Source organism: Phycicoccus sp. Root101 (assembly GCF_001426245.1).
Taxonomy (GTDB): domain Bacteria; phylum Actinomycetota; class Actinomycetes; order Actinomycetales; family Dermatophilaceae; genus Pedococcus.
The window spans coordinates 427776-441205 of the sequence record NZ_LMCM01000001.1 but is presented as its reverse complement, the minus strand read 5'-3'; the positions used below and the strand labels follow the sequence as shown (position 1 = coordinate 441205).

Sequence of the window (13430 nt, the reverse complement as noted above, 5' to 3'; positions counted from 1 at the left end):
ACGATGCGAGACATAAGCGCACGTTATTTGACCGATAACGCGACGCTATCCAAAATCCTAGGTGTCACATAGGAGATCACCCGCCGCCCGGCCGGTGACCACGGCCGGCACCGCTGGCACCGAAGGAGCCCACGATGAACCGTCACCCCCGCCTCGCCCTGGCCGCCGTCGCGACCGTCGGCGCGATGGTGATGACGGCATGTGCCGGGGGAGGCGCGAGCGACACGGTCGGTGCGTCGGCCGCCGACGCGGGTGCCGCCACCAGCACCATCGACCTCTACGCGTACGCCGTCCCGAAGGTGGGCTACGACAAGCTCATCCCCGCGTTCAACGCGACCGCGGCGGGCAAGGGCGTGCAGTTCCAGCAGTCCTACGGCGCCTCCGGCGACCAGTCGCGCAAGGTCGCCGCGGGTGCCTCGGCCGACTTCGTCAACTTCTCGGTCGAGCCCGACATCACCCGCCTCGTGGACGCCGGCCTGGTCGACAAGGACTGGAACGCCAACCAGTACAAGGGGATCCCGTTCGGCTCGGTCGTCACGATCGTCGTCCGCATGGGCAACCCCAAGGGCATCAAGGACTGGGACGACCTGCTCAAGCCCGGGATCGAGGTCGTCACGCCGAACCCGTTCAGCTCCGGCAGCGCCAAGTGGAACCTGCTCGCCCCGTATGCCGCCAAGAGCGACGGTGGCAAGAACCCGGCAGCGGGCCTCGCCTACATCTCCAAGCTCGTCGGCGACCACGTCAAGGTGCAGCCGAAGTCGGGTCGTGAGGCGACCGAGACGTTCCTCCAGGGCACCGGCGACGTCCTGCTCAGCTACGAGAACGAGGCGCTGTTCGCCGAGCGCAGCGGTGACCCGGTCGAGCACGTGACCCCGCCGACCACGTTCAAGATCGAGAACCCGACGGCCGTCATCAGCAAGAGCAAGAACCTCGCGAAGGCCAAGGCCTTCAACGACTTCCTGTTCACGCCCGAGGCGCAGAAGCTGTGGGCGCAGGCAGGGTTCCGCCCGGTCGACCCGACCGTGGCGAAGGAGTTCGCGGCCGACTTCCCGCAGCCGCAGAAGCTGTGGACCATCGACGACCTCGGTGGGTGGAAGACGGTCGACGGCACCCTGTTCAAGAAGGAGACCGGCTCCATCGCGCTGATCTACGACAAGGCGACGTCGTAACCCATGACGACGACCCTCACCCCTCGTACGGGCGCCGCCGCGCAGCGGAATCGGCCGCCGCGTCGGCCGCCCCCTCGGAGTCGGGCTGGTCGGGCTCTGGCTCAGCATCATCGTGCTGCTGCCGCTCGCGGCGCTGACGGTGACCTCGTTCGGCGAGGGCTGGTCGGGCTTCTGGGACGCGGTCACCGCGCCCGTGGCCCTGGCCTCCCTGCGCGTCACGGTGGCGGTCTCGGCCGTCGTCGCCCTCGTCAACGCCGTCATGGGCACCCTCATCGCCTGGGTGCTGGTGCGTGACGACTTCCGGGGCAAGCGCGTCGTCAACGCGCTGATCGACCTGCCGTTCGCCCTGCCGACCATCGTCGCGAGCATCGTCCTGCTGTCCCTCTACGGCCCCAACAGCCCGGTCGGCATCCACCTCAACGCCACCCAGCCCGGTCTGCTCGTCGCCCTGGCGTTCGTGACGCTGCCGTTCGTGGTGCGCTCGGTGCAACCGGTCCTCATCGAGGCCGACCGCGAGGTGGAGGAGGCCGCGGCCTCGCTGGGTGCGTCGAACTGGACGACGTTCCGCCGGGTCGTGCTGCCCACCCTGGCACCGGCCGTCATCGGGGGCACCGGCCTCGCGTTCGCCCGTGCCATCGGCGAGTACGGCTCGGTCGTCCTCATCGGCGGCAACATTCCCCGGAAGACGCAGGTGGCCTCGCAGTACATCCAGCAGCAGATCGAGATCGACCGGCCGGTCAACGCCGCCGCGGTCTCGGTGGCCCTGCTCGCGATCGCGTTCGTCACCCTGTTCGTCCTGCGCGTCCTCGCCGGACGCAGCCAGCGGCGCGAGGAGGACTCGGCATGAGGACCTCGACCGCTGCCCGCCTCAGCCTGCGCACCGTCGCCCTCGGCTACCTCGTCCTGCTCATCGGGGTGCCGATCGTCCTCATCCTGTGGCGCACCTTCGGTGAGGGCGTGGGGACGTTCCTCGAGTCGATCCGCACCCCGGCCGCCATCTCGGCGCTCAACCTCTCCTTGCTCATCGTGGCCATCACCGTGCCGCTCAACGTCGTCTTCGGCGTGGGCACGGCGCTCGCGCTCGTGCGCGGGCGGTTCCGTGGCCGCGGCCTGATCCAGGCGGTCGTGGACCTGCCGTTCGCGGTGTCGCCGATCGTCGTGGGCGTCTCGCTCATCCTGCTGTGGGGCTCCAGCGGCTGGTTCGGGGGCATCGAGAACAACCTCGGTGTCCGCGTCATCTTCGGCCTTCCCGGCATGGTCATCGCGACGATCTTCGTGACGCTGCCGTTCGTCGTCCGCGAGGTCGAACCGGTCCTGCACGAGATCGGCACGGAGCAGGAGCAGGCCGCCTCGACCCTGGGGGCGAGCTCGGCCCAGACGTTCTGGCGGATCACGCTGCCCGCCATCCGGTGGGGCCTGACGTACGGCGTCGTGCTCACGATCGCCCGTGCCCTCGGCGAGTTCGGGGCGGTGATCATGGTCAGCTCCGGCTTCCCCGGGGTGTCCCAGACCCTGACGCTGCTCGTCCACTCCCGCTACATCGACGACCACAACACGTATGGCGCGTACGCCGCCGCCACTCTGCTCATGGGCCTCGCCGTCCTCACCCTGCTGCTGATGACCCTGCTCGACCGCAAGAGGAGCACGACATGATCACCGTGACCGGAGCCCGCAAGAACTACGGAGACTTCGCCGCGCTCGACGACGTGACGCTCGACATCCCCGCGGGCACGCTGACCGCGCTGCTGGGGCCGAGCGGCTCGGGCAAGTCGACCCTGCTGCGCTCCATCGCCGGTCTCGAGCGCCTCGACGCGGGCTCGATCGTCATCGGCGGCCGCGACGTCACCGGTGTGGCGCCGCAGAAGCGGGGGATCGGGTTCGTCTTCCAGCACTACGCCGCGTTCAAGCACATGACGGTGCGCGACAACGTGGCGTTCGGCCTGAGCATCCGCAAGCGCCCCAAGGCGGAGATCGCGAAGAAGGTCGACGACCTGCTCGAGATCGTCGGCCTCGACGGCTTCCAGCACCGCTACCCGGCCCAGCTCTCCGGTGGGCAGCGCCAGCGCATGGCCCTCGCGCGCGCGCTCGCCGTCGACCCGGAGGTGTTGCTGCTCGACGAGCCGTTCGGCGCCCTGGACGCCAAGGTGCGGGCCGACCTGCGCCAGTGGCTGCGGCGCCTGCACGACGAGGTCCACGTGACCACGGTGCTGGTCACCCACGACCAGGAGGAGGCGCTCGACGTCGCCGACCGGATCGCCGTCCTCAACAAGGGCCGGATCGAGCAGGTCGGGGACCCGGTCTCCCTCTACGACCGCCCCGCCAACGACTTCGTCATGTCGTTCCTGGGCTCGGTCGCCCGCCTCGGCGGCCAGCTGGTCCGCCCGCACGACATCGCGCTCGAGCGCAACCGTGACCGGGCCGTCGCCGCCGACGCCCTGACCGGCACCGCCGGCGGGGTCGTCGAGTCGGTCGTCGAGCGGGTCGTGCGGCTGGGTTTCGAGGTCCGCATCGACCTGCGGGCGGACTCCGGGCAACGGTTCGCGGCGCAGGTGACCCGCGGACAGGCCGACGTCCTCGGCCTCCAGGTGGGGGAGACGGTCTACGCCCGCGCCACGCACGGCCCCGACGCCTACGAGCTCGACCCCGCCCTCGCCATCTGAGCCGGCGCAGGACGCCCGCTGCACGGCATACCCTCCGGGTGCGACACAATGCGCCCGTGGACATCTCGGCGCGCACGGAGTACGCCGTCCGGGCCATGCTCATCCTCGCCGAGGCGGCGACCACCGCAGCGGGCCCGGTGAGCGTGGAGACCCTGGCATACCGGCAGACGCTCCCGCGCAAGTTCCTCGAGGCGATCGCGGCCGACCTCCGGACCGCCGGCCTCGTCAAGAGCACCAGAGGCGCCCGCGGCGGCTACGCCCTGGCCCGCGAGCCGCGCGACATCAGCCTCGGTGACGTGTTCCGTGCCGTCGACGGACCCCTCGCCGAGGTCCGCGGCCTGCGCCCGCACGAGACCCGGTACGACGGCGTGGCCGAGCACCTGCCCACGGTGTGGGTCGCCGTGCGAGCCAGCCTGCGCTCGGTGCTCGACGAGACCAGCCTCGCGGACGTCCTCTCCGGCGAGCTGCCCGAGCGCGTCTCCGCGCTCGCCGCCGACCCGGACGCGTGGCGCGCCCGATGAGCGAACCGACCCGCGAGCCCGTGTCCGAGCAGGACCCGACCACGTCGCCCACCGAGCTCGACCAGATCGACCCCGCCGACCTGGCCACCGCGCTCAAGGTCCTCGAGCTGCTGCCCGAGCTGGACGCGGGCCACCCCGACATCGAGACGATCAAGCGGGCGACGGGACGGATGTACAAGCGCGTCCGCAAGTCGCGCCGCCGCGCGGCCCTGCAGCCGCAGGTGGAGCACGACGAGGCGATCATCGCGGCGACGGCCACCGGATCGCCGATGCGGATCGACGACGAGACCAAGGGCATCCCGCTCGTCTCCAGCGTCCGTGGCGCCCATGCGGGTGAGCTGATGAAGTCCCGCGGCTGCTACATCTGCAAGGCGGAGTACACCCTCGTCGACGCGTTCTACCACTGGCTCTGCCCGGACTGTGCCGAGCTGAGCCACACCAAGCGCGACCAGCGCACCGACCTCACGGGTCGTCGCGCGCTGCTCACCGGTGGTCGGGCGAAGATCGGCATGTACATCGCGCTGCGCCTCCTGCGCGACGGTGCGCACCTGACCATCACCACCCGGTTCCCTAGCGACGCGGCGAGGCGCTTCGCGGCCCAGGAGGACTCGGGCGACTGGATCCACCGGCTCAAGGTCGTCGGCATCGACCTGCGCGACCCCACCCAGGTCGTCGCGCTCGCCGACGAGGTCGCGGCTGCCGGTCCGCTCGACATCCTCATCAACAACGCCGCGCAGACGGTGCGGCGCTCGCCGGGGTCGTACGGACACCTCGTCGACGGCGAGAACGCGCCGCTGCCCCAGGGCGTCGACCTGCCGGAGCTCGTGACGTTCGACCGGATCAGCGAGGCCCACCCGGCCAACCTCATCGGGACCCTGCGCGAGCACCAGGTCGCCCATCACGAGGGAGAGTCGCCCGAGCACGCGGAGGAGGTCCTCGCGGCGCGGTCGGCAGCCTCGATGACCGCGATGGCCCTCTCGGCCGGTCACGCCAGCCTCGACGCCCACCTCGCCGGGACCGCGCTCGACGCCGGGGGGCTGCTGCCCGACACCCAGGTCAACAACTCGTGGACCCAGAAGGTCGAGGAGGTCGACCCCCTCGAGCTGCTCGAGGTGCAGCTCTGCAACGCCACCGCGCCCTTCATCCTCGTGTCGCGGCTGCGGCCCGCGATGCGGGCGGCGGTCGCCGCCGGCGCCCGACGGGCCTACGTCGTCAACGTCTCGGCGATGGAGGGCCAGTTCTCGCGCCGCTACAAGGGCGCGGGTCACCCCCACACCAACATGGCCAAGGCCGCGCTCAACATGCTGACCCGCACCAGCGCGGGGGAGATGTTCGAGACCGACCGGATCCTCATGACCGCCGTCGACACCGGCTGGATCACCGACGAGCGCCCCCACCACGAGAAGCTGCGGATCGCCGCCGAGGGATGGCACGCACCCCTCGACCTCGTCGACGGCGCGGCCCGTGTCTACGACCCGATCGTGCGGGGTGAGGCGGGCGAGGACGTGTACGGCTGCTTCGTCAAGGACTACCGGCCCAGCCCGTGGTGACCGACGCCTGAACGCCGTGGTCCGGGGCACCCCCGGCGATCTGGCAGAATGGGCGGCTGTACCCGTCCAGGCACGGGCCCCCGTATGGCGCGGAGCACCGCTTCGCCCGTCGGACCGGGCCTCCTGGCTCTGGAACGCCTACACCGGGTTCCGGCACCCCGCGCGAACCGTGCGCGGTCTCGCCGTGCTCACAACACGAACAAGGAGACACCACCACCGTGGCCGTCAAGATCCGTCTGAAGCGCATGGGCAAGATCCGTGCACCGTTCTACCGCGTCGTCGTCATGGACTCGCGCGCCAAGCGCGATGGCCGTGCCATCGAGGAGATCGGCAAGTACCACCCCACCGAGGAGCCGTCGCTCATCGACATCAACTCGGACCGCGCCCAGTACTGGCTCGGCCAGGGTGCGCAGCCGACCGAGGCCGTCGCCGCCCTGCTGAAGATCACGGGTGACTGGCAGAAGTACAAGGGCGAGCCCGGCACCGAGGGCACCCTCAAGGTCAAGGCTGCGAAGCCGTCCAAGAAGGAGCTCTACGACGCGGCCATCGCCGCCGCCGGCAAGTCCGACGCAGGCGCCGACACGGCGACCACCCCGAAGAAGAAGGCCGCCAAGAAGGCTGACGAGGCCCCCGCCGAGGAGCCCAAGGTCGAGGAGCCCAAGGTCGAAGAGGCCAAGGCTGACGAGGCCACGACCGCGGAGGCCCCGGCCGCCGAGGCCGACGCCGCGGACCAGGCCTGACCGTGCTGGAAGAGGCGCTCGAGCACCTCGTGAAGGGCATCGTCGACCACAAGGACGAGGTTGCCGTTCGACGCAAGGAGCTCCGCCGCGGTGAGGTGCTCGAGGTCCGGGTCCACCCCGAGGACCTCGGGCGCGTGATCGGTCGTTCCGGCCGGACCGCGAGCGCCCTGCGCACCGTCATGGGTGCGCTGGCCGGCGGGCACACCGTCCGGGTCGACATCGTCGACACCGACAAGGTCCGCTGACCGCGCACCGACAACCGGTCGTTCCGAGGGCCGCTGGGATCACGATCCCGGCGGCCCTCGGCATGTCACCACCCACCCTGAGAGGATCGTGGCCATGCCCGCCACCGACCAGCTGCTCGTCGCCCGCATCGGCAAGCCCCACGGCCTGCGCGGTGAGGTCACCGTGCAGGCCCACACCGACGACCCGGAGCGCCGCTTCATCCCCGGCGTCGTCTTCGCCACGGAGGCCCCCGAGGGCTCCGGGGTCCCGCGCGCGCTGACCCTCGCGACCGCACGCCTGCACCAGAAGGTCTGGCTGCTGGGGTTCGAACAGATCCCCGACCGCACCGGCGCCGAGGGCCTGCGCGGCACCCGGCTCTTCGTCGCCCTCGGCGACGTCATCGACGCCGTGGACGACGACGAGGACGGCTGGTACGAGGACGAGCTCGTCGGGCTCACGGTCGTCGACACGGCAGGGGCCACCGTCGGGGAGGTCGCGGGGCTGGAGACCGGGGCTGCCCAGGACCTGCTGGTCGTGACCCTCACCGGTGGCCGCCAGGCGCTGGTGCCGTTCGTCGAGGCGATCGTGCCCGAGGTGGACATGGAGTCACGCCGCGTCGTCATCGACCCGCCGCCCGGCCTGCTCGAGCTCGCCGACGAGTGACCGCCTGACCATGCGCCTCGACGTCGTCTCGATCTTCCCCGAGTACCTCGCGCCCCTCGACCTGTCGCTCATCGGCAAGGCCCGGCGCGACGGCCTGCTCCACCTGCAGGTGCACGACCTGCGCGAGTTCGCCCACGACCGCCACCGGACGGTCGACGACACGCCCTACGGCGGTGGCGCCGGCATGGTGATGAAACCCGAGCCGTGGGCCGAGGCGCTGGCGCACGTCGCCGGCTCGGCTCCGGCGTCCGTGCCGACCGCTGCACGACCGCGGCTCATCGTCCCCGGACCCGGTGGCGTGCCGTTCACCCAGGCCCTGGCGCGCGAGCTCGCGGACGAGCCGTGGCTCGCCTTCGCCTGCGGTCGCTACGAAGGCATCGACGAGCGGGTCCACGAGCACGCCGCGCAGGACCTCGGCCTCGAGGTGACCGTCGTGTCCCTCGGCGACTACGTGCTCAACGGGGGGGAGGTGGCGGTGCTCGCCATCGTCGAGGCCGTCGCCCGCCTGCTGCCCGGCGTGATCGGCAACGCCGAGTCCCTCGTCGAGGAGTCGCACGAGGACGGTCTGCTCGAGTACCCCGTCTACACCAAGCCCTCGTCCTGGGAGTCGGCCCCCGGCGTCCGTCGCGACGTCCCCGCGGTGCTGTTGTCCGGGGACCACGGTCGGATCGCCGCCTGGCGGCACCAGCAGCGGCTCGAACGCACCGCCGCCCGGCGTCCCGACCTGCTGCACGCCTCGCAGGCCGCGCCGGCCGCGCCCGGTGGCCCGGCGACGAACGCGCTCGACGGCTTCGACGTCGCCCTGGCGACGCCGGCCGACGCCCCCGAGCTGCTCACGCTGAGCCGGGCCTGCTGGGTCACCGAGGGCCGGGCCAACGACTCGTTCGAGATCCCGCCGCTCGTCGAGACGCTGGAGGAGGTCGTCTACGGGCTCACGCAGTGGCTCACGTGGATGGTCCGCTCCGAGGGGCGGCTGGTGGGTTCGGTGCGTGGTCGCCGCGACCCCGAGGACCCCGCCACCTGGCAGGTGGGGCGCCTCATGGTCGCCCCCGACCTGCAGGGCCGGGGGCTGGGCCGGGCCCTGCTCGCCCACGCGGAGGCCGCGGCACCGGCGGACGTCGTCACCTACTGGGTCAACACGGGTCAGGGCAGCGAGCGCAACCTGCGTACCTACCGCAAGGCCGGGTACCGCGCGGTCCCCGGCGAGGGTTCGTACCCCGGGACCGTGGACCTGACCAAGGCGCGGCGCGGCTCAGTCGACGAGGGCTGACCGCAGGTCCGGCGACACCAGCCGACGGGCGGCCACCAGCCGTTCGGCCACGCCCACGGTGATGGTCTGGGCGGCCATGATCCCGAAGAGCACGAGGACCTGCGCGGTCGCGGCCTGGACCGGTGAACCGCCGCCGAGCATCACCCCGATGAAGGCGCCCGGCAGCGTCACGACACCGGTGGTCTTGACCTGGTCGAGCCCGGGGAGCAGGGCCTCCGGTGCGCGACGGTGGACGATCTCGCGGATCGCCTGCGCGGGCAGGAGGCCGAGGGAGAGAGCCGCCTCGTACTGCGGGTGCTCGTCGCGCAGGGCGGAGAAGGCCCGACGCCCCACCAGGGTGTGGGCCGTCATGGTGTTGCCGACGATGATGCCCGCTATCGGGATGATCGCGATGCCCTCGAGCGGGATGGTGCCCGTCGCCAGCACCACCACGAGGACAGGGACCACGCCCGCGGCCATGGCGGTCGCGGCGGCGGGCCAGGACCCGGGTGCGTCGACCCGGCGCGAGGTGGTCAGCACCCCCAGGGCGAACATGACCACGACGAGCAGCACCGAAAGCCACAGGTGCTCGACCACCGAGGTGATGAGCAGGGCGGCGACGCCGAGCTGGGCGATCGAGCGGGCGGCAGCGACCAGCGCCGGCTTCTCGAGGCCGTAGCCGTTGAGCCGGTGGGCGCCGACGGCGATGCCGAGCAGGACCACGAGCGCGAGGGCGACGGGCCAGCCGGGGTCGATGCTCACGCGCACACGGTAGTCCGGGGCGTGGGTCACGATTTCAGGGGTGGGGTCTCCTCGTGGCAGAATGACTCCTTGCGTCTGCACGACCAGCGCCCCTGCCACAGGGGGAGTACGGCGGCACCGGTTCCGGTGCCCACGGCCTGACCGCCACGTACGCGGCCCGCGCAGCACGCGCCATACACATCACGCACGACCGACAAGCCTGGGCGACCTGTGGCGCCGAGAAGAAAGCGAATCTGCCATGCAGCGTTTCGACGAGATCGACAAGGCCTCCCTGCGCGACGACGTCCCCGCCTTCCGCGCCGGTGACACCGTCAACGTGCACGTCAAGGTCGTCGAGGGCACCCGCTCCCGCATCCAGGTCTTCAAGGGCGTCGTCATCCGTCGCCACGGTGGGGGCATCGGCGAGACCTTCACCGTCCGCAAGGTCTCCTTCGGCGTCGGCGTGGAGCGCACCTTCCCGCTGCACACCCCGATCATCGACAAGATCGAGGTCGTCACCCGCGGTGACGTCCGTCGCGCGAAGCTGTACTACCTGCGTGACCTGCGCGGCAAGGCCGCCAAGATCAAGGAGAAGCGCGAGACGATCCCCGCCAAGTAGGGCGATCTCATCTCGACCCTCGGGTGTCCCGGCACGCTCCGACCCAGCCTCGAGGGTTAGGCTCCGGAAGCGATGAACCCCGGACCCGAAGCACCCCAGCAGGATCCGGCCACCGCGTCAGCGCACGCTGACGCGGTGGCCGTTTCCGCGACTGCCGACGACCACGCCAGCGGGCGTGGCGCGGCGCAGTCCGGTCACCCCCGGCGACGTGGCCCCTCGTGGCTCGTGCTGGTCGGCGCCGCCCTGCTGGTCATGCTCGTGGTCCGGGGTTTCCTCGTGCAGTCGTTCTTCGTGCCGTCGGGGTCGATGGAGCCGACGATCGAGCCGGGCGACCGCGTCCTGGTCAACAAGCTCGTGTCCGGCGACGACGTGCAGCGCGGCGACGTGGTCGTCTTCGACGGCACCACGACCTTCGCTGCCGCCGACCGCAGCCCGCACCAGGACGACGGCCTGGTGGGCCGCGCCCTGGCCGGGGCCGCCTCGCTCGTCGGGGTCGACCTCGGCGAGCAGGACTTCATCAAGCGCGTCATCGGCCTGCCCGGTGACCACGTCGTGTGCTGCGACGCCCAGGGCAAGCTCACGGTCAACGGCGTCCCGGTGACGGAGGACTACCTCTACCCCGGTGACGTGCCGAGCGACCTGACGTTCGACATCACCGTCCCCGCAGGCCGGTTGTGGGTCATGGGTGACCACCGCAGTGACAGCGCCGACTCCCGCGCCCACCTCGGTGACCCCGGCGGAGGCACGGTCCGCACCCGCGACGTCGTGGGCCGCGCGAGCGCCACCTTCTGGCCGCTGAACCGCATCGGGGGCTTCGACCGCCCGAGCTCGCTCGCGACCATCCCTGCGGCAGGCACCCGGTGACGCCGCCGTCCGGCACCCCGGACCGCGGCTGGCTCGGGTACGACCGCACCGCCGATGAGACCGCTCGCACCGGCGCCGAGACCGCTCGCCCCGGCGCCGAGACCGAGGCCGCGCCCAGTCCCTGGCTGCGGCACGAGGCCGCCACCGACCCGGACCCCGCCACTGGCCGCGACCCTGCCTGGCTCGACCCCGAGCTCGCCGTGCCCGCCGACCGACCCGATGCCGACCACGACACCGGCGTCCCCCCGACCCTCGCCGAGGAGCCCCCCACCGTGCAGCACAGCGACCCGGCCGGCGGCACGGCACCCGAGCCCGTGCCTGCCGGCGGCGAACCCCACGGCGAGGAGCCCCCCAGGGGGTCCGGGTCCGACGCGGAGGCGTCCGAGGTCCACGCCGCCGAGGTCGAGGCCACCGGCCCGCGCGACGAGGCCACCGGCCCCCGCGACGAGGGCACCGACGTCGAGGAGGAGGCCGGGCTGGCCGCGGTGGCGGGCGCCGCCATCAAGGAGTTCGCGATCGTCGTGGGCATGGCCCTCGTGCTGTCGTTCATCGTCAAGACCTGGCTGCTCCAGGCGTTCTACATCCCCTCGGGGTCGATGGAGGACACCCTGGTCCTCAACGACCGCGTCATCGTCAGCAAGCTGACCCCGGGACCGATCGACCTCAAGCGCGGCGACATCATCGTGTTCGCCGACCCGGGCGAGTGGCTCGAGGCCACCCCGACCGTCCCGCACGGCAAGGTCGTCAGTGCCCTGCGCGAGACGATGACCTTCGTCGGCCTGCTGCCCGACAACTCCGAGAACCACCTCATCAAGCGCGTCATCGGCCTGCCCGGCGACCACGTCGTCTGCTGCGACGAAGGGGGCCGGATCACGGTCAACGGGACGGCGATCAAGGAGCCGTACCTCAAGCCCGGCGACTCCGCGAGCGACCAGGAGTTCGACATCACCGTGCCCCGGGGCCGCGTCTGGGTCATGGGTGACCACCGGTCCAACTCGGCGGACTCCCGGGCCCACGACGCCCCCGAGAACGACGGCAGCCAGGGGTCGGTCGACGAACGGCTCATCGTCGGACGGGCCGTGGCGCTGGTCTGGCCGCTGGACCACATGACCTGGTTGTCGAACCCCACGGCGACGTTCGCCAAGGTCCCCAACCCGACGGCCGGCGACACCTCCACGCCCTCGAACTCGCCGTCGAGCGGGCCACAGGGCGACCCGAGCTCGCAGACCGGTGGCGCCGAGGTGACCGGCGGCGACGGCGGCGCAGGCGGCTGAGCTGTGCCGGCACCACGACGAGTCGCTGCGCGGACCGGGAGCCGCAAGCCCAGCCTGCGGGTCGAACGCGCACTGCAGCGTGACGGGCACCGGGTCCTCGCCGGGATGGACGAGGTCGGCCGGGGAGCGCTCGCCGGACCGGTGACGGTCGGGGTCGTCCTCATCGACGAGACCAGCCGCAGCGCACCGACCGGGGTCAAGGACTCCAAGCTGCTCACCCCGGCGGCACGGGTCGCCATGGTGCCGCGCATCCAGCGCTGGTGCCTGGCGTACGCCGTCGGTCACGCCTCGCCCGCCGAGATCGACGAGATCGGGATCATCGCAGCCCTGCGGCTGGCCGGCTGCCGTGCGCTCGCCGCGGTGGACGTCCGCCCCGACCTGGTCATCCTCGACGGCAACCACGACTGGCTGACCTCGCCGGACGAGGTGGGACTGTTCGCCTTCGCGGACGGCGGCACCCCCGTCACCCCGCCGGTCACCACGATGATCAAGGCCGACCTGAAGTGCTCGTCGGTGGCCGCGGCCTCCGTCCTCGCCAAGGTCGAGCGCGACGCCATCATGGTCGCGCACGCCCCCGACCACCCCGTCTACGGCTGGGAGGTCAACAAGGGCTATGCCGCGCCGGAGCACATGGCTGCCCTCGAGACCCACGGCGCCAGCGTGCTGCACCGTCGTTCATGGCGACTTCCCGGCCGACTTCCCGAGCGACTTCCCGAGCGACTTCCCGAGCGACTTCCCGGGGTCGAGCGTGACCCGGAGCCGGTCACCGACCATGATGGCGAGGACAGCACGACCGCGACCGCGCACGAACCGGAGATGAGCAGGCGATGAGTTCTGAGGACCTCGAGAAGTACGAGAGCGAGATGGAGCTCGCGCTCTACCGCGAGTACCGCGACGTCGTCGGCCTGTTCTCGCACGTCGTGGAGACCGAGCGACGCTTCTACCTGTGCAACTCCGTCGACGTGAAGGTCCGCAGCGACGGCGGCGAGGTCTACTTCGACGTGACGATGCAGGACGCCTGGGTCTGGGACATCTACCGTCCTGCCCGGTTCGCCAAGCAGGTGCGCGTGGTGACGTTCAAGGACGTCAACGTCGAGGAGCTCGCCAAGAGCGAGCTGGAGCTCCCGAAGGACTCCGGCTTCTAGGTCCCCGTCG

16 protein-coding genes are annotated in these 13430 nt (G+C 71.5%); 15 read left to right on the top strand and 1 reads right to left on the bottom strand.

Annotated features, from left to right (window positions below):
* Window positions 1-134: 134 nt before the first annotated feature.
* From ASC58_RS02005 to trmD, 10 genes are all read left to right on the top strand, one after another.
* Window positions 135-1169: a sulfate ABC transporter substrate-binding protein gene (locus tag ASC58_RS02005; RefSeq protein WP_056918203.1), complete on the top strand. Its 1035-nt coding sequence runs from the start codon at window positions 135-137 to the stop codon at window positions 1167-1169.
* 49 nt (window positions 1170-1218) lie between these two features.
* Complete coding sequence (cysT, locus tag ASC58_RS02000) at window positions 1219-2016, top strand: sulfate ABC transporter permease subunit CysT (RefSeq protein ID WP_056918202.1); 798 nt, start codon at window positions 1219-1221, stop codon at window positions 2014-2016.
* Window positions 2013-2822 carry a sulfate ABC transporter permease subunit CysW gene (gene cysW / locus ASC58_RS01995; protein WP_056918201.1) on the top strand — a complete coding sequence of 270 codons (810 nt, stop codon included), beginning with the start codon at window positions 2013-2015 and terminating at the stop codon, window positions 2820-2822. Before cysT ends, cysW begins: the two co-directional genes overlap by 4 nt.
* Window positions 2819-3829 (top strand): sulfate/molybdate ABC transporter ATP-binding protein, encoded by a 1011-nt coding sequence (locus tag ASC58_RS01990; RefSeq protein WP_056915148.1) that lies wholly within the window; start codon window positions 2819-2821, stop codon window positions 3827-3829. The genes cysW and ASC58_RS01990 overlap by 4 nt, the downstream gene beginning before the upstream one ends.
* Before the next feature lie 56 nt (window positions 3830-3885).
* Window positions 3886-4350, top strand: coding sequence for an Rrf2 family transcriptional regulator (locus ASC58_RS01985; protein ID WP_056915147.1), 465 nt, complete (start codon window positions 3886-3888; stop codon window positions 4348-4350).
* Window positions 4347-5900, top strand: coding sequence for an SDR family NAD(P)-dependent oxidoreductase (locus tag ASC58_RS01980; RefSeq protein WP_056918448.1), 1554 nt, complete (start codon window positions 4347-4349; stop codon window positions 5898-5900). Before ASC58_RS01985 ends, ASC58_RS01980 begins: the two co-directional genes overlap by 4 nt.
* A gap of 218 nt (window positions 5901-6118) precedes the next feature.
* Window positions 6119-6640, top strand: a complete 522-nt coding sequence (rpsP, locus tag ASC58_RS01975; protein WP_056915146.1) for a 30S ribosomal protein S16 — start codon at window positions 6119-6121, stop codon at window positions 6638-6640.
* 2 nt (window positions 6641-6642) lie between these two features.
* On the top strand, window positions 6643-6885 hold the full coding sequence (locus ASC58_RS01970) for an RNA-binding protein (RefSeq protein ID WP_056915145.1): 243 nt from the start codon (window positions 6643-6645) through the stop codon (window positions 6883-6885).
* 94 nt (window positions 6886-6979) lie between these two features.
* On the top strand, window positions 6980-7528 hold the full coding sequence (rimM, locus tag ASC58_RS01965) for a ribosome maturation factor RimM (protein WP_056915144.1): 549 nt from the start codon (window positions 6980-6982) through the stop codon (window positions 7526-7528).
* A 10-nt stretch (window positions 7529-7538) separates the two neighbouring features.
* Entirely contained in the window at window positions 7539-8798 is a 1260-nt protein-coding gene (trmD, locus tag ASC58_RS01960) for a tRNA (guanosine(37)-N1)-methyltransferase TrmD (RefSeq protein WP_056918200.1), read from the top strand.
* Here trmD and ASC58_RS01955 read toward each other — a convergent pair.
* Window positions 8781-9539 carry an ABC transporter permease gene (locus ASC58_RS01955; RefSeq protein ID WP_056918447.1) on the bottom strand — a complete coding sequence of 253 codons (759 nt, stop codon included), beginning with the start codon at window positions 9537-9539 and terminating at the stop codon, window positions 8781-8783. The two genes, trmD and ASC58_RS01955, sit on opposite strands and share 18 nt — an antisense overlap.
* A 238-nt stretch (window positions 9540-9777) precedes the next feature.
* Here ASC58_RS01955 and rplS point away from each other — a divergent pair, with 238 nt between their 5' ends.
* The 5 genes from rplS (at window position 9778) to ASC58_RS01930 (ending at window position 13420) form a co-directional block, all read left to right on the top strand.
* On the top strand, window positions 9778-10137 hold the full coding sequence (gene rplS / locus ASC58_RS01950; RefSeq protein ID WP_056915142.1) for a 50S ribosomal protein L19: 360 nt from the start codon (window positions 9778-9780) through the stop codon (window positions 10135-10137).
* A 135-nt stretch (window positions 10138-10272) separates the two neighbouring features.
* Complete coding sequence (lepB, locus tag ASC58_RS01945; RefSeq protein ID WP_235529053.1) at window positions 10273-11001, top strand: signal peptidase I; 729 nt, start codon at window positions 10273-10275, stop codon at window positions 10999-11001.
* Entirely contained in the window at window positions 10998-12275 is a 1278-nt protein-coding gene (gene lepB, locus ASC58_RS21480; RefSeq protein WP_056918199.1) for a signal peptidase I, read from the top strand. Before lepB (ASC58_RS01945) ends, lepB (ASC58_RS21480) begins: the two co-directional genes overlap by 4 nt.
* A gap of 3 nt (window positions 12276-12278) precedes the next feature.
* On the top strand, window positions 12279-13106 hold the full coding sequence (locus tag ASC58_RS01935) for a ribonuclease HII (RefSeq protein WP_235529052.1): 828 nt from the start codon (window positions 12279-12281) through the stop codon (window positions 13104-13106).
* Window positions 13103-13420 carry a DUF2469 domain-containing protein gene (locus ASC58_RS01930; RefSeq protein WP_056883649.1) on the top strand — a complete coding sequence of 106 codons (318 nt, stop codon included), beginning with the start codon at window positions 13103-13105 and terminating at the stop codon, window positions 13418-13420. The genes ASC58_RS01935 and ASC58_RS01930 overlap by 4 nt, the downstream gene beginning before the upstream one ends.
* Window positions 13421-13430: the final 10 nt, after the last annotated feature.

What these genes read in the sequence shown, in the direction of transcription:
- ASC58_RS02005 (WP_056918203.1), top strand. Translation starts at nt 135, where the DNA reads ATGAACCGTCACCCCCGCCTCGCCCTGGCCGCCGTCGCGACCGTCGGC.
- cysW (WP_056918201.1), top strand. Translation starts at nt 2,013, where the DNA reads ATGAGGACCTCGACCGCTGCCCGCCTCAGCCTGCGCACCGTCGCCCTC.
- ASC58_RS01990 (WP_056915148.1), top strand. Translation starts at nt 2,819, where the DNA reads ATGATCACCGTGACCGGAGCCCGCAAGAACTACGGAGACTTCGCCGCG.
- ASC58_RS01980 (WP_056918448.1), top strand. Translation starts at nt 4,347, where the DNA reads ATGAGCGAACCGACCCGCGAGCCCGTGTCCGAGCAGGACCCGACCACG.
- rimM (WP_056915144.1), top strand. Translation starts at nt 6,980, where the DNA reads ATGCCCGCCACCGACCAGCTGCTCGTCGCCCGCATCGGCAAGCCCCAC.
- trmD (WP_056918200.1), top strand. Translation starts at nt 7,539, where the DNA reads ATGCGCCTCGACGTCGTCTCGATCTTCCCCGAGTACCTCGCGCCCCTC.
- rplS (WP_056915142.1), top strand. Translation starts at nt 9,778, where the DNA reads ATGCAGCGTTTCGACGAGATCGACAAGGCCTCCCTGCGCGACGACGTC.
- ASC58_RS01930 (WP_056883649.1), top strand. Translation starts at nt 13,103, where the DNA reads ATGAGTTCTGAGGACCTCGAGAAGTACGAGAGCGAGATGGAGCTCGCG.